This window comes from Shewanella woodyi ATCC 51908 (genome assembly GCF_000019525.1).
Taxonomy (GTDB): Bacteria; Pseudomonadota; Gammaproteobacteria; order Enterobacterales; family Shewanellaceae; genus Shewanella; species Shewanella woodyi.
In genome coordinates, this window is sequence record NC_010506.1 from 2885261 (window position 1) to 2904473 (window position 19213).

At 39.2% G+C, this 19213-nt stretch carries 18 protein-coding genes; 5 read left to right on the plus strand and 13 right to left on the minus strand.

The window, feature by feature from the left end:
• Nucleotides 1–47 precede the first annotated feature (47 nt).
• The 10 genes from SWOO_RS12035 to SWOO_RS12080 form a co-directional block, all read right to left on the minus strand.
• Complete coding sequence (locus SWOO_RS12035) at nucleotides 48–401, minus strand: hypothetical protein (protein ID WP_012324971.1); 354 nt, start codon at nucleotides 399–401, stop codon at nucleotides 48–50.
• A gap of 38 nt (nucleotides 402–439) precedes the next feature.
• On the minus strand, nucleotides 440–787 hold the full coding sequence (locus tag SWOO_RS12040) for a hypothetical protein (protein WP_012324972.1): 348 nt from the start codon (nucleotides 785–787) through the stop codon (nucleotides 440–442).
• A gap of 104 nt (nucleotides 788–891) precedes the next feature.
• Nucleotides 892–1512, minus strand: coding sequence for a hypothetical protein (locus SWOO_RS12045; RefSeq protein ID WP_012324973.1), 621 nt, complete (start codon nucleotides 1510–1512; stop codon nucleotides 892–894).
• Nucleotides 1513–1560: 48 nt separating this feature from the next.
• Nucleotides 1561–2181, minus strand: a complete 621-nt coding sequence (locus SWOO_RS12050; RefSeq protein WP_012324974.1) for a hypothetical protein — start codon at nucleotides 2179–2181, stop codon at nucleotides 1561–1563.
• A gap of 54 nt (nucleotides 2182–2235) precedes the next feature.
• Entirely contained in the window at nucleotides 2236–2745 is a 510-nt protein-coding gene (locus tag SWOO_RS12055) for a hypothetical protein (protein ID WP_012324975.1), read from the minus strand.
• A gap of 245 nt (nucleotides 2746–2990) precedes the next feature.
• On the minus strand, nucleotides 2991–3611 hold the full coding sequence (locus SWOO_RS12060; protein ID WP_012324976.1) for a hypothetical protein: 621 nt from the start codon (nucleotides 3609–3611) through the stop codon (nucleotides 2991–2993).
• Nucleotides 3612–3624: 13 nt separating this feature from the next.
• The gene (locus SWOO_RS12065) at nucleotides 3625–4245 is read right to left on the minus strand and encodes a hypothetical protein (RefSeq protein WP_012324977.1); all 621 of its coding nucleotides are present in this window, start codon (nucleotides 4243–4245) and stop codon (nucleotides 3625–3627) included.
• Between the two features lie 75 nt (nucleotides 4246–4320).
• The gene (locus SWOO_RS12070) at nucleotides 4321–4896 is read right to left on the minus strand and encodes a sigma-70 family RNA polymerase sigma factor (protein WP_195742888.1); all 576 of its coding nucleotides are present in this window, start codon (nucleotides 4894–4896) and stop codon (nucleotides 4321–4323) included.
• 99 nt (nucleotides 4897–4995) lie between these two features.
• Entirely contained in the window at nucleotides 4996–5580 is a 585-nt protein-coding gene (locus SWOO_RS12075) for a helix-turn-helix transcriptional regulator (RefSeq protein WP_195742889.1), read from the minus strand.
• Nucleotides 5581–6011: 431 nt separating this feature from the next.
• A complete protein-coding gene (locus SWOO_RS12080; protein WP_012324980.1) occupies nucleotides 6012–7292 on the minus strand; it encodes a S8 family serine peptidase in 1281 nt (426 codons plus the stop codon).
• 617 nt (nucleotides 7293–7909) lie between these two features.
• On the opposite strand from SWOO_RS12080, the gene SWOO_RS12085 reads away from it, so the two are divergent.
• On the plus strand, nucleotides 7910–8971 hold the full coding sequence (locus tag SWOO_RS12085; protein WP_012324981.1) for a PepSY-associated TM helix domain-containing protein: 1062 nt from the start codon (nucleotides 7910–7912) through the stop codon (nucleotides 8969–8971).
• A gap of 234 nt (nucleotides 8972–9205) precedes the next feature.
• Here SWOO_RS12085 and SWOO_RS12090 read toward each other — a convergent pair whose 3' ends face one another.
• Nucleotides 9206–9949 carry a nuclear transport factor 2 family protein gene (locus tag SWOO_RS12090; RefSeq protein ID WP_012324982.1) on the minus strand — a complete coding sequence of 248 codons (744 nt, stop codon included), beginning with the start codon at nucleotides 9947–9949 and terminating at the stop codon, nucleotides 9206–9208.
• 356 nt (nucleotides 9950–10305) lie between these two features.
• Entirely contained in the window at nucleotides 10306–11178 is an 873-nt protein-coding gene (locus SWOO_RS12095; protein ID WP_012324983.1) for an AraC family transcriptional regulator, read from the minus strand.
• Nucleotides 11179–11475: 297 nt separating this feature from the next.
• On the opposite strand from SWOO_RS12095, the gene SWOO_RS12100 reads away from it, so the two are divergent.
• Nucleotides 11476–14517, plus strand: coding sequence for a DUF3857 domain-containing transglutaminase family protein (locus tag SWOO_RS12100; RefSeq protein ID WP_041417625.1), 3042 nt, complete (start codon nucleotides 11476–11478; stop codon nucleotides 14515–14517).
• A gap of 277 nt (nucleotides 14518–14794) precedes the next feature.
• A complete protein-coding gene (locus tag SWOO_RS12105; protein WP_012324985.1) occupies nucleotides 14795–16039 on the plus strand; it encodes an HD domain-containing phosphohydrolase in 1245 nt (414 codons plus the stop codon).
• A gap of 54 nt (nucleotides 16040–16093) precedes the next feature.
• Here the strand turns inward: SWOO_RS12105 and SWOO_RS12110 are convergent, their stop codons facing one another.
• Nucleotides 16094–17182, minus strand: a complete 1089-nt coding sequence (locus tag SWOO_RS12110; protein ID WP_012324986.1) for a linear amide C-N hydrolase — start codon at nucleotides 17180–17182, stop codon at nucleotides 16094–16096.
• A 387-nt stretch (nucleotides 17183–17569) separates the two neighbouring features.
• On the opposite strand from SWOO_RS12110, the gene SWOO_RS12115 reads away from it, so the two are divergent.
• Complete coding sequence (locus SWOO_RS12115) at nucleotides 17570–17917, plus strand: YciI family protein (protein WP_012324987.1); 348 nt, start codon at nucleotides 17570–17572, stop codon at nucleotides 17915–17917.
• The gene (locus SWOO_RS12120) at nucleotides 17914–19173 is read left to right on the plus strand and encodes an RNA polymerase sigma factor (protein WP_041417626.1); all 1260 of its coding nucleotides are present in this window, start codon (nucleotides 17914–17916) and stop codon (nucleotides 19171–19173) included. The genes SWOO_RS12115 and SWOO_RS12120 overlap by 4 nt, the downstream gene beginning before the upstream one ends.
• Nucleotides 19174–19213 lie beyond the last annotated feature (40 nt).

The following is a 19213-nucleotide window of genomic DNA, read 5'->3' on the forward strand; positions in this document are numbered from 1 at the left end:
TGTATTAGCTAAAGTACACCTTAAATACCTTCAGCTAATACTTCCTGTTACGCAGTTAGGTAGATGTGAAAGTTAAACATTAAGTTAGTTCTATCGATCAATGTAACGTTAATACTGTCAGGGTGAGCGTGATCAGTACCTCTGAAGCCAAAGGACCAATTAACACCATTTTCAAGTCCTGGATGCGTTTGACACCAAACTCTTAAGTCGTCTACCTCATCAACTCTCATCCTGTCACCAGCAAAACCGCTATTAAATCGTGTATTAACAATCTGACATTGAATGGTAACGTTCCCGTCATCTGCTGTATTGCAGACTATATCCCCTTGAGCACTTATACAGTATTGACCGTATGATGCCATAATGCATTGCTGAACTGATTGCCTTGTTAAAGTTGCCATGATTAATATCCTTTTTGTATTTAATTGAGTTGCTTAAGTTATTGCATGCAGGTTGTAGGGAAGGTCGGTTGCTGACCTACTTTTGTGAATACATGGCAAATATCGCCATCCCAGATACGAACTGTAATATGAGGGTTATTAGCGTTGGCAGGCATAAAGCCACCACCGTGAGGGCCTTGCCTAATCGTGCACTGATTATCAATGTAGGCTTGACGAAGATCTGCGTTGCTAGAGTTAAGGATTCTGTTTTTCCAAGTGTTATATTGGTTAGCAGTGATTGGAGTACCGCCTTGTTGGATATTAATATCACAGCTGTTAGCAAGAGATTCGGGAGTAATGGAGAGCATTATGGGCAATAGGGCGCTTAGATAGATTGACTTTTTCATTTGATGTTCCTGAACTAGAGTAGATAGTAGAATTAGATAACCAGATAAGATTGAGACCTATAAAATAGGTCTCAACTAATTAGCTAGATGGTACAGAGGGGGGGTTACTGCTGACTTTCTATTTTAAAACTATAACCATCTTCAGCATTGCCGTTGAGTGAGACAGTGGCTTTAGTTACGCCCTCTAAATCTTGCTCAAAAAAGCTATCACTATTGAGGACTGCAGAGTTTAGCAACTGGCTCTCTTGGATCTCAGACGCGACGCCCCAGTAAAGCTTTGGTTTGAGTACAAAAGTGGCTTTTTGGTTATATCCAATGATGTTCTTTGCCAGCATCAGCTTGCCATCTTTGTAGAGCTGAGCACTGATCCCGTTCGGTACATTGACATTGTTATTGACTTCAATGGACTTGGTATCAGATGCATTGCCGTTGGCTGCCAATACAACACCCGTGTCATCTTTATCAACGGTGTATCGCTTACCGATGGTTGATGATAGGACTTGAGTCGTGTTTTGCCCATCCATCCAGGTTGCGCCAACACTGGTTTCGATAGGGAAGTTAAATGTGCTTGAAGAAGATCTTCCGATATCAGGGATGACTCTCCAGGCGACTCCCTCTTTTAACGCATCGAAAGTAGGCGTTTCATTTTTGGTAAAAACAAAAATACTTGGTAGATCTTTGTTCATTGATTTATTGATATAGGTAATTTCGATATTAGATGACATATATAATCCTTATTTAGTCATGATTGATGAGTATGCTGTAAGCTTTATTTACTCTTGGTTTTCAATTTTGAAGTTGTAACCGCTTTCTGCGTTACCATTTAAGGAAACCGTTACTTTGGTTACGCCCTCAAGATCTTGTTCAAAGAACTTGTCTGTATTTAACACGGCAGAGTTAAGTAGTTGGCTCTCCTGTATCTCTGAGGCCACTCCCCAATACAGTCTAGGTTTTAAAACAAAGGTTGCTTTTTGACCAAAACCAACAATGTTCTTTGTCATCATCAGCTTGCCATCTTTGTATAGCTCAGCACTTATGCCATTGGGCACGTTGACATCATTATTAACGTCAATTGATTTAGTGTCTGAGGCATTACCGTTTGCTGCTAACACCACGCCGGTATCATCTTTGCTAACCGTATAGCGTTTACCGATTGTTGAGTCTAAAACCTGGGTCTTGTTTTGGCCGCCTTGCCAAGTCGCTCCGACACTGGTTTCAATGGGAAAGTTAAATTGACTCGAAGACGCTCGGCCAATATCTGGAATAACTCTCCAAGCGACTCCCTCTTTTAATGCATCAAAAGTTGGAGTTTCATTTTTAGTGAATACAAAGATAGTGGGTAGATCTTTATTCATGGATTTATTGATATAAGTGATTTCTACATTTGAAGACATATGTCCTCCTTTTTAGTGAGTAAGTGTGGGTGATGCTTGTTACTGGTGATCGCGTTAACTGGCAGGTTTCTCTTTTGATGCACTCTCCTTTGTTGTGGCTGAAGTGAGTTTTGCATCAAACAGTTTTCCCTCATTAAAGAGTCCCAGTGCGGTTACGACTTGAGCAATACCTGTGGTGGCATTACTGTCTAACGGATAACTTTTTGTGGTTGAAACAGACATTGCCACGCCAGTTTCACTGTTATCAGCAGAGACGGTGTCAACGACTGTGACTTCCAGTTCCATTGCGACAGCTTGTGGAACAGTTAATGTCGACAGATCATCGGCAACGGTGAGGGAGATTGCAGTTTCAGAATCCCCTGATTGTGGCTTAATACTGGACTCAATTGAGATAACGCTATCTTTCAATTTCGACTTTTCAGCATTTTTAGCAATCTCATTTAGCTGCTTTTGGATTCCTGATTGAAGGCTATTTTCCGATCCAAGTGCATTAATTAATGCAGATTTAAAACTGTCCTCATCTTTTACTGAATAGCTAGAAGCCATGACAATTTGACTACTCATACTTGTTTTCCTTTGGTTGGTGGGTGGGTGAATTGAAGGTGAGCTGTTAATCAGCACTGCACCTAGAAGCTCTACTTTTTTTTTAGCAAAAGAGTGTTCTTTTTTGAGAGAGCAGAGCGGTTTGAACTGATGCTCAGGTTTCCGTTTGCTAACTTTCTGTAAATCCAAATACCTTCTTGCGGAATTAATCGGGTTAGTTCGTCATTCCTAAGACCTTTAATTTCAAAGTAAGCCATAGTAAATACTTATTTCTGATATTCTGTTTGGAAGAAAAAGCCATCTTTTGCATTACCGTTGAGGGAGACTAGTGCATCTGATATTCCATCTAGATCGAGCTCAAAAAAACTGTTTGAGTTTAATACTGCAGATTTAGAACTTAATCCCTTACCCTCATCAATTTCTGATGCAATCCCCCAATAGAGTTTGTTACTGGGTTTAAATACTGCGCTTTGGCCATAACCAACGCTTTTCTTTCCCATAATGATCTTGTTATCATTAAATAGTTGCGCTAGTACGCCATCATTAACCTTAATGTTATTGATTAGTTCTATTTCTTCTGTTGAATTCGTATTCCCAATATTTTGTAAAATAATACCAGTGTTATTACTTGTGACTTGATATTTCTTACCTAGCTGGGCTGCAAGAAGACTCGTTACATTTTCCCCATTATCCCACCCAGCTCTTATTGAATAGTTAGCGTTATACTTAAAGGAAGATTGAGAACCACGTCCAATATTTTTTAACACTCGCCAAGCAATACCATCAGTTACCATATTAAATGTGGAAATATTGTTCTCAGCAGTAATAATAATGCTGGGAAGGTTTTTATTTGTAGAGTTGTTGATGAACTTAATGTGAGTGGTCATTACATTTCCTTAGTTACTCTTGTTCTTCAATGAAAAAGGAATATCCCTCTTTTGCATTGCCTGTTAATACCACCTTTGCCGCAGATACATTTTCTAGGTTTTGTTCAAAGAATGAATCTGAATCTAAAACAGCTGAACTAATAGCGTGAGAAGTTTGTATCTCTGATGCTATTCCCCAATATAATTTGGGCTTTAATTTAAAGGATGCTTTCTGACCATAGGCAACAATTTTTTTAGAAATAAGTACCTTGTCATTTTTACTTAGGTAGGCGCTAACACCATTTTGAACTTTTATTTCGTTTGTTAACTCTATCTCATCGCCTTTTACAGCATTACCATTCTCAATCAATACGATACCTGAGCTTTTTTCAGTGACCGTGTAGCGTTTTCCTGGTAAACAAGTGAGCGATTTTGTCTGGTTACTGCCTTGCTCCCAAGTAGCGAAAATCTCTGTTTTTACCGGGTAGGTAAATGTGCTCATGGAGTCTTGCCCTATTGACTCTATGACTTTCCATGCTATTCCATTTTGTAATGCATTAAAGGAGGGGAGCTCATTTGCCGAGAATATAAATATCTTTGGCATATCTTTATTAAGTGAACGATTGATATAGGTAATCTTTGTATCACAAAGCATGTCATTACTCCTTTTATTTGTTCATGTTAATTGTTGGTTTGTTATATAAACGTTTTAAAGTGGGTTTCGTTCCATTTATATTTTGTTTAATGTTAATTTAATCTTTTCTCTTGAGCGGTGGATACGTTGTCTGACTTGGTGTGCAGGAATACCGTACTCATGACTTATCTCTTTGTAGTTTTTATCATTAAAGAAAAAGTCAAAAGTAATTGTTTTGTTTTTATCATTAAGTCTGTTTATTACTTCTTTTACTACTTTAATAGAATTCATTTCTGCCTTATTGTTGAAAGGTTCATCAATAAGGTTACTATTATTATTCAAAACATCTTCAACGTTATTTTTTATAGACTTAAATCTTCGGATTTGGTCGAAGTGTATGTTTCTGGCAAGCAGGGTTAACCACCCTTGTATATTGGAACTTGGATTAGCTGTCTTGAAGTTATCATAAGCTTTAAGCATTGTGTCTGCGACAACATCCTCAGCATCCCAATGGTTTAGCATTAACTTGAATCTACAGTATTTGTAAAGATGCTCTGATATTGAAGGCCAACAGAAGAAGTAGTCATCAGGCCTTTTCTGTAGTTCATGCATTTGTGTTATTTTTTCAGGAGAATTGATTACGCAGGTAGGGCCGTTAACTTTATTCATCATACATTCCTTGTATAGTGGGGATAATGATAGAATCTATCAGTTATCCCTCTCGTTTCTTTTGATTAAATAATATGAGTATTTGAGTTAAAAACCTTTTATCTATGCATGAATTTCTTTGCTAGATGCATTAATACTATTATTTGCTCTATATTCTCTTGGTGATTGATTAAATGCCCGCCTAAATGCAGTTGAAAAGTTATTTGAGTCAGGGTAACCAACACTTTCCGAAACTTGCAAAATTGTTAGTGAGGTATTTTTTAGCAGGTTAGCGGCATATTGCATCCTTTCTTTTCGTATCCAAGAAAAGACGGTCATACCATAGGTTTGATTAAATGCTGATGAGAGTTTGTTCCTATTGGTTCCAATCTCTTTAGTGAGAGTGTTCAAGCTTATCTCATTTGCTATATGGCTCTTGAGGTATTCAGCAGTTCTGATTGCTAACATCTCATTTGCAGAGACTTTATGCTCCTTTGCATCAGTGACACTTTCAACGTGATGTATTGCATTACGGATCCTATAGAGCAACTCCTCCTTTATTATTGGAATGCTTATATAGTCTCGAATCCCTGAGGAAAATAATCTCTGTTTCTCTGTTGATGCTATATCTTCAATAGCAAGGATTGGGGGAGGGGTTATACCGACTCCATGAAAGGTAGTAGATATAGCTTTTAATATGGATAACACTGTCCGTAAGTTCTTATTCATTACATCGATGATTAATAGCTTCGTTTCTGGGAATTGCTTTATGTTGTCAGGAGGGAAAATGCTAGTGATATGGACATTATAGCCATTATCTTTTAACAACTTATGTATTGGAAACTTCCTCTCTTCTGCTATATCAACTAATGATAATGTTTTGTTGCTGTTTTTTTATGTTTAACATCTCTATTCTCTCACTGTGTTAGTCAGGGGGGATTCAAAACTGGTTATTTTTTTATAGTAAATTACCATGTTAAATATCGGTGGAATATTACAGGCTATTACAGTGAAGATGAGTCATTGGTGACAGGTCAGTAGAGGGGTAAATAGTAAAGAAATAAAGAAAAGGCTTAGCAAAACGCTAAACCTTCTTAGTGGTGATGCGATATTAGAGTGCCACTTTAATACTTACAGCTTTAAAGGTTCGAAGCATCTAAAAAGTCTTCAGAGTGCGGATCGCCTGTTGTGTTACTGAAGTTATTAGTACTTTCAGCAGACTGTAGTAACTGTGCACGGGTATTTTCAAATGCAGTACCGTTCGCTTGCTGTGGGTTTGAAGCTAAGAATAGGGCCGCAGCGCCTGCAACATGAGGAGAGGCCATTGAAGTTCCGCTCATTGTTGTAGTACCGCCGCCAGCTCTGAGTGACAAGACACTGCCCCCAGGCGCAGCGATGGCCACAGGTGCTGAGTTGTTTGTTGTCCAGCTAGCACTTTGAGCACCCCAGTTAGAGAAGCTATTCCAGTCATCTCCCTCTTTGGCTGAGCTGACAGTGATCACTGTGTCAGAGTATCCTGCAGGCGTGTAGTTTGCCGCGTTATCGCTGTCATTACCCGCAGCAACCACAACCACGACACCAGCATTACGTGCGTTACAGATAGCTTCATGGTAAGAGTCATTACCTGTAAAGCCGCTATTGGTACAGCTACCAGTTACATTGCCGCTACCACCAATAGACATGTTAACGACAGCCGCTTCACCACGCGCTTGTACCTCAGAGGTTACCCAGTCAAGTGCAGCAATAGTGCTTGAGTTCGGGCATGAACCACGGCTTGAACAGATTTTTGCGGCATGTAAAGTCACTTGTGAAGCCATACCGACAACGTCGATATCATTATTTAGTGCGCCGATGGTGCCACCAACATGGGTGCCGTGACCATGATCGTCATCCCAAGGGTGACTGCAGCTTCTGCCTTTACACTGCTCAAATGCCATGCTGTTACTGATGTTAGCAGCTAAATCAGGGTGATCTGAATCTAAACCGGTATCGAGAACATAGACATGTACGCCAGCACCTTCATTTGAGTTAGCGTCAGCTCCAGTACGTGCAATGCCCCAAGGCATGGTTTGAGCCGCAGGTGGATTGCCTCCACCAGGTTTACCTTTATTAATTGTCTTAATGCCATCGAACTCAATAGATGCAACATTTGGGTTATTTCGTAGTGCATCTAATCGGCCTTGAGTTACTGATGCTGAAAAACCAAAAAAGGCACTACCATAAGCGTATTTTACTGCACCGACACCCATGCCTGCGGCTAAGTTCTTCGCATTACTCTTATTTGCTTGATGACCTGAAATTGCTAAATCAGAGTTTAATTTTACAATCACATCTAATTTACCATCTGAGTTGCCTGCTACAACTGAGCTACTACCTAAAATCAACATGCTTGCTGCGAGATATTTCATTTTAAATTTCATAAACCAGCCTACTTATTATTAGTATTAAATTATTATTTTTAAGGTAAACAGAATTAATCTGCTTTGTTACTCACACAAAATAGCTGTTCGTTAACCATTTTGTAACACGATAAATAACCTGCCTTATTTTTGAATGTTTATCAATAGCACTAATTGTCATTTTTAGAACGCGATGTTTCGGGCTTATTCATTTAGATTTTAGGTCTAGTTAAAGAGTGAGTTAGGAAGTAGATATAGCTTCGCACACAGCTAGTTACATTGATTGCTTTGGTATGGATATCGCAAAATAATAGTCTAATAATTACCTCGTAAAAAGTTAAGTGTAAAAATATCTTTGCGACATGATTTTGGTTAATTGGTATAACCAGAAAATGAAATGATTATAAATTTTAGGAAGTTTTAGGTACTATTTTCTGATTTAAAAAGAAAGCAAGGAAAACTCCATAGTAGAGCTTTTACTATTTTATGGGAGGTATGTTAAAAGTTGAGGTGTTATAAGTCATTAAGTAGCTGGCAATGACAAGCCAATCATTACTTTGTAAATTCCTTTTTGAGTATTGAATTCGCTTTCGGTGCTGATAACCTTGCGCCATTAAGAGCTAACAATAACAATCGAAATGATAAAGATTTTAAAAACACTGCATAACTGGATTGGCTTCATTATCAGTCTGGTTATGCTAATTGTACTAACAACGGGGATCTACTTAGGCAGCGTTGATCTGTTAAAACGTTTAGATGATAAAAATCAGCAGTACCAAGTTTTAACCCATGAGCGTAAAGCTGAGATTGCCAGTCAGGTATTGGCCAGTTATCCAGAGGTGAGTGGGGTTAAATTGCCGACTGAGATGTTACCCTATGTTGAGGCCTATACACGCCAAAAATCCATTTATTTAACCTCTGAACTTGATGAGATCGCGACTCAAGTAAAAGACAAAGATTCACTGCAAAGTTGGATGTTTTGGTTCCATCGTAATTTCCAACTCAGTGATCCGGGTAAGCACGTCAACGCAGTGAGTGCCATTTTGGCCACTGTGATTATGTTTATTGGTCTTTATCTATGGTGGCTAATTCGTAAAGGGTTTAGGTGGAAGCAAACGCTACCTAAAAACGGTAAGAACAGTGCGTTAATCAAGAGCCATATTCAGTTAGGGTTGCTCTTCTCAATTCCACTATTAGTGATGTCTATTAGCGGTGCTTATATCACTTATGGTTCGTGGGGAGACTCAACGCTTGATGATAACCGTGAAAAACCTGTACTCGCTCAGGCTGATAACTGGCAAGCGCAAATTCTAGCAGCGCAGTCTTTATGGCCAAACTCTGAGTTGGTTTCAGTCTCCAAACCTCGCAAAGCTGAGGCAACAGGCTATATCTACTCTTTGAGCTTTAATGGCGATAACCTATTAGGTTTGTTGCAAACCGATACGATAAAAATTGATCTAAATACAGGCCGATTAGAGTCTGCGCAGACCTTCAGTGATAAAGGCTTAGCCTATCAGTTAAAGTACAGTGCCCGCTTTTTACATGATGGCGCTAGAATGCCAACTTGGTACCTGCTTTTACTGATCATTAGCTCAATTGTTGGCACGTTAATGGTGGGATTTGTGTTAGTGACTTTTACTCGTAAGGAGATAGTTGGGCGCATAAAAGCTAAGGCTGCCGTCCGTTTGCAGAATGCATAATCAGATAGTTGAGAGGTTCCATTGTTGTGAGTGGAATTCAGGATCCTACACAGCAGTGTTCGATTCAGTCTGAATATCGCTTAATGGAGCATATGTTCATATTGTGCATCTATGAGCTATAAACCTAGTTTATAGCTCATAGAGCAACCAAGAATGGTCTTATATGTATCACTTATGACAGAAAGTTTTACAGCACTTATCTTGGTTCGTTCCATAGATTATCATATTGAAGTATTAAAACTTTCCTGAGTTATTCCATTGCTCTGGCGAAAGGATTTTTTCCTGAACATCCCAGTGCTCAACAATCATGCTGTCTTTTAATCTAAAGATATCAAAAAAGGCCCAATCTTCACCACTAACCAGAGTGTGACTGAAAGTTACAACGAAATTACCCTGACCAATCAAGTGATGTAATTTGACGTAGCGTGAATTTTTTTCGCACTTTTTTGTTTCAAAGTGCTTAATAACTCCTACTAATCCATCGCCAACTTTTGGGTTATGTTGGTCATATTGTTTGCTAGAAATATACTTTGTCGCTTTGTCAAATTTACGACCTAGCAAAACATCATCGAAGAATGCTTGTACGATGGTTTTGTTTTCATCTGTTTTATCTAAATCTTCAACTTCTGTGGGGCCATCGACCATAGTACGGCCTGAGAGTGTTTTCTCCTCAAAAGCAGCTATCACATCCCAATGTTCGATCATTCGGTCATTGTCATCGGTATCAAATAAATCGGCAGTAACCCATTTAGCTTCACCATCGTTAAGACTCTGGTAGACATGTACGAATACATATTGACCATCTTCAATTGCTCGAACTACCTGAATGTCTCGTTTAGGATTTCGCTCTAGAAAGGGAGCAAAGAACTCCATAAAGCCCTCTTTACCATCTCCTACGCCAGTCGAGTGTTGTGTGTAACGCTCGCCAGTGTACTTATCGAGTGCCTCAATCATATTTCCATCTCGAATACCTTCCAAGTATAAGCCTTTTGCATTAGCTATTTTCTACTTTTAGTCATGATGAATTCTCCATTAATAAGTTTTTCGGCTTAAAATAACTTGTAGGGTTTATCGCTATGTCTAAAAAATAATGACGATAATACAGTGCGTTATTTTCAAGTTTAAACTGGCGAAGCAATGCATATATGTGAATTAGAAACCAGTATTGGTTAACAGATGCATGGTGATAGGTGGTTAATTAGGTTGTGTATTTTCAACACCCAAGCCTTCTTACTAGCTCTTATGATGTATAGATATTGTAATTATGGACAATGAGAGTTTAAAGGTTAGCTTGTTAAAGTTTTACTTAATAATGGTAAATGTTCTAAATTGAATTATTTTGAAATGAACTCTTTAAACTCTTTGGGGGTTTGCCCTGTGCGTTTTTTAAAAAACTTAGTAAAATTTGTTGCTTCATCAAAACCTAAAGCAATTGCGCTTTGACTTATATTATTGTCATTAGATAACAATCGTTTAGCATGTAAAATGAGAGTATCGTCAATAAACAGTTTAAGAGATTTATTCGTGTATTGTTTTACCACTGAGTTTACTTGGTGATATGAAACCCCAAGTAGTGCGATATAGTCATTTGCAGTTTTAGTATGCATGATATTCTGGTCTAATATTTTTTGCAGTCGAACAAATAACTCTTTTGACTGCTTCTTAGTGGTGCTGTCAGATTTTACTAAGAGACAGTGTACTTTTAGGAGCAGGGTTCTCAACAGTGTTTGTAAAACCTTTTGTTGAGTTGCATAACTGGATAATGCATATTCTTCTGAGATGAACCGAATTAAAGATTTAAACGATTCAAACTGTGCTTGCTCTGATACTGATATTACTTGGTTATATAGAATTGGGTTAAAGGGGTAGTCATAAGATAAGGTATTGAATTCAACTTGATTTTTATATAGGAAATTATCTGTAAATAGAATAGCAAAACCTTCACAGCTACGATACTTCTGCCAAGCATGTGCTTGGTTTTTACCAATAAAGATAATGCTACCTTTGCTGATATCATGAGCATTGAAATCAATAAAATGCTCTCCCTGTCCCTCTACGATGAATATTACAATATAAAATTGTAATATTTTTGAACGAGTTAAGAATGATGGGGCCTTTCTTGAATACAATTCCTCTAATGATAAAATTTCAAATCCAATGAGATTTAACTCTTTTTTAAAAGATAATTTAGGTGTTTTTTTATTCATAAATATTCAACATAAACAAGTTGTTGGGGCATGGCTTATGCTACCAGTAATCTTCTCGGAGCCGTTAATCAGCAATATTGAAGCTCCTTTCATTCGTTAACATCACTATTTAGAGCAATTCATACCATCCTGGACAAGCTAAAACCACCAAATGTGGCCATAAGTTACTTTAATGTAACATCAGTTTTCAGATAGTATGATGTTATATAGCGAATGAATAAATTCGTTTTTCAACATCAAAGGATTCTGATCTTGTCTATGTCACTCTTCAACTATATTCTTTTTTTTAGAAAACGAATGTCACCAGTTTGTCAGCTAGCTGGTTGTGTTAAATTTGCGTTTTTGCTACTTCTATTCCCGCAAATGGCATTCGCTGCAGCGCAATATACTGTCGAAATCAAACCCGCTCCCGTTTGGGTACAGCAGGTACAGACCTCAAAACCAGACACCATCCCTGTAGATGATATTGAGTCAGGCAACTACTATTTACTGGTGGATAATCAATTAAAGATTGATGAAACCAGTTCTAAGGTAAGGTTTAACCGTATACAGCAGTTAGTGGTCAATCAAAGAGGATTAGAGCATAACTCCCAGATAGAAGTGGATTTCGACCCCTTGTATGAATCTTTGGTGTTTCACTCTCTTGCTATTATTCGTGACGATCAAACCATAGATAAACTTGCTAGTAGTGATATTTCAGTATTAAAACAGGAGGGACGAATTGAACAAGGTCTCTATGATGGCCGGTTAACCGCTAATATCATTTTGGCTGATCTGCGTGTTGGTGATGTTATTGATTATAGCTACTCAGTTATTGGTGCTAACCCAATTTATCAGGGCATATTCTCCTACCGTCGTACTCTGCAATGGTCTGTGCCACTTTATGCACAGAGTGTAAGAGTTTTGTGGGGTAAGACAAAACCTCTGTATGTGGATGTCAGAAATGCGCCAAATACTGTATCACACAAGGATATCACCTTAGATAACAAGCCTTACGTTGAATACGCTATTTCACGCTCGAATAGCCCAATATTGATAACTGAAAGCAATACACCGACTTGGTATAACCCGTTCGTTACTGTGTATTTCTCAGAGATTAATCACTGGGGTAGAGTAGTTGATTGGGCTCAGCCCTTGTATCATCAACCCGAGATAAATGCTAACAATGTTCAAGAGGTCATTAATGAGATTAAACTCAAAACCTCGGTGCCCAATCAGCAAGTCATGTTGGCACTTAACTATGTTCAAGATCAGATCCGCTACTTAGGCCTTGAGATGGGCATTAACTCGCACCAGCCGTCCAAAGCTGAAGATACTCTAGAGCGGCGTTATGGAGACTGTAAAGACAAGGTCGTCTTGTTCATCGCGCTGCTTAAAGGCATGGATATTGATGCATACCCAGTATTAGTCGATACCGAAGAGGGCCTAGATCTGCCTTTACAACCTGTGTCGATAAACGCTTTCAATCATGTTATCGCTAAAGTTCAAGTATTGGGTATGACTTATTGGCTAGATCCAACCATGAATTATCAAAGAGGGCCTTTGAGTGCTATTTACCAAGCAGATTATGATTACGGTTTAGTGATTAAGCCCGGTGTCAGTGAACTAGCAGAGATTAAGATCCATGATCCACAATCTATGTTGGTCAAAACAGAAATCTATGATCTAAGTGCAGGTAAGGATGGTGAGTCAAAACTAACAGCTAAGAACCAGTACCTTGGAGATAGAGCACAGAATTTACGTTACCAACTCGAAGATATCGGTTTTAAAGCACTGCAGTCCCTTTATGAAGATTATTATCGGGAGCTTTTTTCCGATATAAAGTTAATCGATAAAGTTATCATTAGTGATGACAAGCAAACCGGCGTGCTCTACACGCAACAAGACTATGTTATTCAACAAGCGTGGCAACCAGAAGGCGATAATTTTGACATTGGGTTTACCAGCCACTCGATAAGAAATGCACTAAATAAACCGAGTAAAGCTGAGCGCAGCTCACCTTATTGGATAAGTTTTCCAAATAAGATCGACCACACTATAGAGATAAAGGTATCGAACGGTAATTGGACTTTTCCTAGTGAATCATTAGTGGAGGATAACCCATACTTCTCCTATGAGTACTCTGTAAACTTTAATGATGACGCTAAATTGCTCACCCTTAAGTTTAATTACCGCTCGAAAGCAGGAGCTATCCCTGAGATGAACATAGGGGACTATATTGCTGCTATTGAAAAGATAGAGGAGTCACTTTACTACTCTATCATCACTTATGGAGATGGCGCGTCTACGGCAAATGAAGCAAGTGACTCAGGAGCTGCAGTTAACGAAGGCCTGAGTACTCAGGATGAGTTGATTTTATTCGCTGTACTGCTGTATATCTTAGGTGTGATCTATGCCATTGCAACCTGGCGAATCGATTCGAGTAGTCGACTTGAGTATTGTGATGAAGTGTATTATCCGGTATCCCGACGAAAGATGCTCATCTTATCTTTGGCAACTGGTGGGATTTATACCAGTTATTGGATCTATAGAAACTGGAAGTATGTAAAACAGACTGAGCAGTTGGGCATTATGCCAATCGCTAGGGGAATATTTAGTGCCTTTTGGTATTACCCCTTATTCAGTCACTTAGTTGCTGACAGTAAAGCACGGTTTGCTAAAAATACCATCATGCCCATGGGTATAGGAGTTGTCGCAGCGATACTATTTTTTATTGCAAACTACAGCTATAACACAGATAACTGGTATCTAGTCGGGATGCTTGCCTCTCCAATCCTTCTGTTTCCGATGCTTAGTTATATTATTGGGCTTAATGGCAGAGACTCTCACGCTTATATTGCAAACTCTAAGTGGAAAGCACGCCACAGTGTCATTTCCCTGCTTTTTCTCCCTTGGATATTTTTTGCTGTCGGCAAAGATTTAGCAATTTTGCCATCTGGAAAGGTCTTAATGGGTGAGCAACTATTCCAACGTAATATCGATTTTATGAATGACAACAATATCGTTAAAGATAATGAAGATATTTTGATGTTCTATAGTGATGGACTCATCAGTTATGAAGATGATGGTAATGGGTTTACTCGCTCTAGCGTTTTTTCCTATTGGAATGAGGAGGGCGAGCTTAATATCAAAACCGCAGACTTTGTCGATGTAAAAAACCTTAAAGTTGAATATGGCAATGATACGGATGAACAAACGGTGATCACAGTAGAGTTAAATGATGAGAGTCAATTTTTACTGATCATCTCCACCTTAGACAAGCTAGATCAAGACTTCTATCAAAGGTTAAGGAAGAATTGGTATCAGACGAATAAGCTTGCAGACAATAAAGAGAGTTAAACTCTTTCATAGAGTGTTGGAGCTGTCATGGCTCCATTTATTCGAATACTTTTTGGGTTAAGTCAAGAATAGGTGAGTCCATTGCGTCTGCTTACGTTGCGACTCTGTTCTAACTTAATGCGCTCCCTAGTCAGTGCTACTGATAATTAAAGCCGAAGCAGTAAAAAATGTCGTTTGATACAAAAAACGCCTAATGCACTCAAAAGGGCATAAGTAACGGCTTGGTATATACTTAATCAATAGTAATATCAGGTGTTCTGAAAGTGAGGCGTGTAACATGGCTGATTTGAACAGCACTTTGCAAGAGAGTAGCAATAACCAAGTTGATATCGAAGTAATGGGCGATTTTTTTGATGACTTTAAAGCCGCACATCAAACCTGTGATTCTGTATTAATTGAGCTTGAAGATGACCCTGAAAATGACAGCTTGTTGAACTCCCTATTTAGATCGATTCACACCATCAAGGGCAATCTGATTTATGTTGGCTTAAAAGATTTAACCCCGTTAATTCAGAGCTTAGAAGATCTTTTGGATGCAATTCGCAAAAAATCTATCGCCTATGACAGCCTGCTCTGCGATGTGATTTTGCTGACATTGGATAGAACTGAAAGCATGGTGCTGTCGAGAATGGATCCTGATTCAGAGGATTTAGTTTTTATGTTATCTGACTCTGATATCGACAACTTGTGTGTCAATATTAGCTGTATAGTCGATGTTCCCCCTGAAAATAGAATCGAATATATCAGAGCTTGCTTGTTTGTTTTAGATCCTGACTCTCACCTTGAAGCCAATGATCAATTCAGTAGTTCTACGGATAAAGTGATACCTAATACTGGGAGTGAAGAGTTACTCAATAGTAGAGAACTAAAGATAAATACCGATTATTTAATAAGCAATGAGTCAGTAAAACATAAAGAGTTTGATGATGTACTAAAAAAATACGGTGTCGAAATTGATGAAGATATATATTTCTTCAAAAACCTTAGTACCCCTCTAGAGAGCCGATCGTTTTATTGGAAAGGTCGCACACTGCGTTTACTGATCTTATCCCTTGCAATGAATAAGTGCTCTGGTGACAGGGTAAACTCTTCTCAACTCGCTGTCGCGGTTATGATGCACGATTTGGGTATGTCATTTCTTTCCCGCTCCTCGCTGACTAATACTGGCGCATTTAGTGAAACTGAAATAGTTGCTCTACATCGTCACCCTGGTACCAGCTCCCTTTTGTTGAGCGAGTTTGAAAATTGGGGTGAAGCTGCACAGATTGTTTTGCAGCACCATGAGCAGGTAGATGGTGCTGGTTACCCAAATCACCTTACTGGTGACAAAATCTGCGATGGTGCCAAAATCATCGCTATCGCTGATACTTTTGATGCAAGGTCCCACGAAAGGGCACATCACACTTTATTAAAAAGGCCTCTAGTTCGCACTATGAATGAGATAAATAACTTCTCCGGTACCCAGTTTGATCCCTACTGGGTTGAGATATTTAATCAAGTAGTGGGGGAGAGTAAAGGTTAAGAGTTTGCTTTTCGCACCATAGATGTTTAATGCGAAAAGCATTACTTATGAACTTTAGTGGATCACATCTTCAAATGTAAACTTACCATCATCTAGCTGGCGTTTTATCTCTTTATCGCCACTAAAATCAAGTTTATTGAGATCGACACGTTTAATACGACTGTCATTCATCGTTTTATAAAAAAGATATCCATTGGTTTGATCAATCACAGAGGTCCACTGGGTTGCACTGGGTAAATTCGGAATGTGCGCCTTATATTGTGGACTAAATTCGCTGCCAATAGGGATATCGAAATTATTCAGAATATGAAATGCCTGCGAAACAGCTTGATCTGAATTGGACATCTCAGGTGCAGAGTTGACGTAGAATGCCGCGCGCACGAACCGAGAGGGAGGTGAGATATCTCCTGGTAAGCCAATAAAGCTTGAACCAACACCAAAGGAGAAAGCATCAACACCATTGATTTTTTGAGGAGCACTGCTTCCTGGCTGAAGATGAATATAGTTATTAAGGTTTGTTACTTGCCATGGGTAGTCTGGCGAGTTGGTAAGAACCTTGGCACTGTTTTTATGAATGTGGACCTCTCCTTTATTCATGATTTCAACCACAATTGCATTGCCCTGTTTATCGGCTACTCGCCAATGGGCTGTCGGTGAGGGCTGTCCTTTCTCATCAATAAATACAGTGACAAGCTTGATGCTTTCAAGCGCCTTCGTTACCTCATCCACAGTTTTAAATTGGGTTAACATCCAACGAACAAAATCCATATCGACAATATTGTTGTCTACTTTTTTAGGATCAAAATCAGCCAAAGAGCCGTAACCCTTAAAGTAAAATAGTCCTGCACTTAAACCTTTCTCGTTTATCCCTTCAGCGATATAACGATCATCACTGACTGATATCCCAGTAAAACCATATCGACTTTTCCAGCTTAACCCCGTTTGTTGATCTGGCATGGTCGAGGTGTAGCGATAGTCTCGCGGAGAGATAATGAGCTTACTGTTAAGGTCGCTGTGGCCCCACTCAATAGTACGAGCTTGAATGTAATCATGGTTCGTTGAAGTAAGTGATATACCAGTACAAGCACTGGCTTGGGGGAGTGAGATAGAGGTTAGTAAGATGGCAATCAGTGTTTTTTTCATGTTCAGTATCCATAAAATGGGATCAATAACCAGCGACCACTTTACTCCCAAACATTACCTCTGTCTCTATGCTTTACTTAAGTCAATCACAGTAATTTGTGTTGTTAAGATCTGTCACCATCCCTTACAGCCGAGGCTTATTTAAGATCACAGAAGTCGGCAGATATACGACTGGATTATCTTGCACTATTGGCTTAGCTTTGATTTAAGCATCATTTATATGGATAGTTTTGGGTCTATCTATACTCTTTTTGGCAAAATTCAGAATTATTTCTATTTAAGTGTCCAACAATGCAATGCTCATGCGTTATAGAGGTATCGATTTAAAAATAGTTGAGTGCCAAAGTCGATAACACTTTATATCTTCTCAAAAATTAAGGAAATACTATGTCTAAACAGTTTCTCTGTATCCAACGCAGCCAGTCTGGTCCCTGTGAGTCTGCACCTTCACCATCTCCGTCACAAATGGAGGCGATGTATGCCAAATTTAATGCTTGGAAAGAAAAATATAGTGAACATATTGTCGATATGGGGGGGAAACTCAATGCTGATGGTAAAGTCGTTAAGCAAGACAGTGCCCATGATGGTCCATTTATTGAGTCTAAAGAGATTATAGGAGGCTTTATGATAGTCTCTGCCGACAGCTTAGAGTTTGCTACAGAGATAGTGCAAGCAAGTCCCGGTGTCGCAATGCCAGGCTCTAGTGTTGAAATAAGAGAGATACATAAACCTTGATTAACAACGAGCTGGTTGATCACCTGTTTCGTCATGAGTATGGAAAGTTGGTCTCACTACTGTCGCATCGAGTTGGGATGCGACATATTGAGATGATCGAAGATGCCGTGCAGTTTGCGTTAACCACGGCATTGGATAACTGGATAAGAGAGCAAATACCTAAAAACCCCAGTGCATGGCTTTTCAGGGTTGCGAGTAATAAGCTCGTTAGCGAATTGAGAAGTGAGACTAGGCATAATGAGTTGTTGCAAGATAACCTTGAACAGCTGAGTAGAAGGGCGGCAGAACCATCACAGTTTCATCTACCTAATGAACTTGAAGATGAGATGTTACGTATGCTGTTTATCTGTTGCGATCATAAAGTTCCAATCGAGTCACAGCTGATTTTTGCACTGAAATCATTATGCGGATTTAGCATAAGTGAAATAGCTATTCGGTTATTTTCAAGTGAAGCGAATATTTATAAACGTTTGAGCCGAGCACGTAATACACTTAAAAAGATTTCTCCTCCATCTTTTGAGTTATCAAATAGTGACTACATAAAGCGCTTACCTTCAGTAACCCGCATACTCTACCTGATGTTTACTGAGGGGCACCTGTCCTCTAATGTTGATTTTGCAATTCGAAAAGATCTTTGTGAAGAAGCGATACGGCTAACTCTGATCTTAGTTAATCACTCTGTTGGAGATAATCCTGAGTGCCATGCATTACTCTCTTTAATGTTCCTCAATCTATCGAGAATGAGTGCCAGAGAGGATATGTCTGGCGCTTTACTTCTATTAGAAGAGCAGAACAGGGAACTATGGGACAGGGGTTGTATTGAACATGGTCTCTACTGGTTAGCAAAATCAGCTGATGGGCAGCATTTCTCTCGCTATCATGCTGAAGCTGGCGTCGCTGCAGAGCACTGTCTAGCTTCCTCTTATAAGAAAACCAATTGGGAGCGAATCGTTGATTGTTACCTGTTACTCGAGCAATCTGCGCCCTCGGCCCTTCATCAGTTAAATCGCGCAATAGCCATAGCAGAGTGGAAGGGACCACAGGCTGGATTAGAGGTTTTACAAGCTAACACTCCACCAAGTTGGCTAGCCTCAAATTATCTATGGAGTGCTGTACTTGCAGATCTGCACCTTAGGGCTCGTGAGTATCAGTTGGGTGAGTACTATAGCATCGAAGCGATTCATTCTGCTCCAAGTCAACAGATTTGTGATCTCCTCAAGCGAAGGTTTGCTAAGAGTCGTGGGGAAGGGCAGTAAATAGACCAAAATGCCAGTCGAGATGACTGGCATTGTTGGT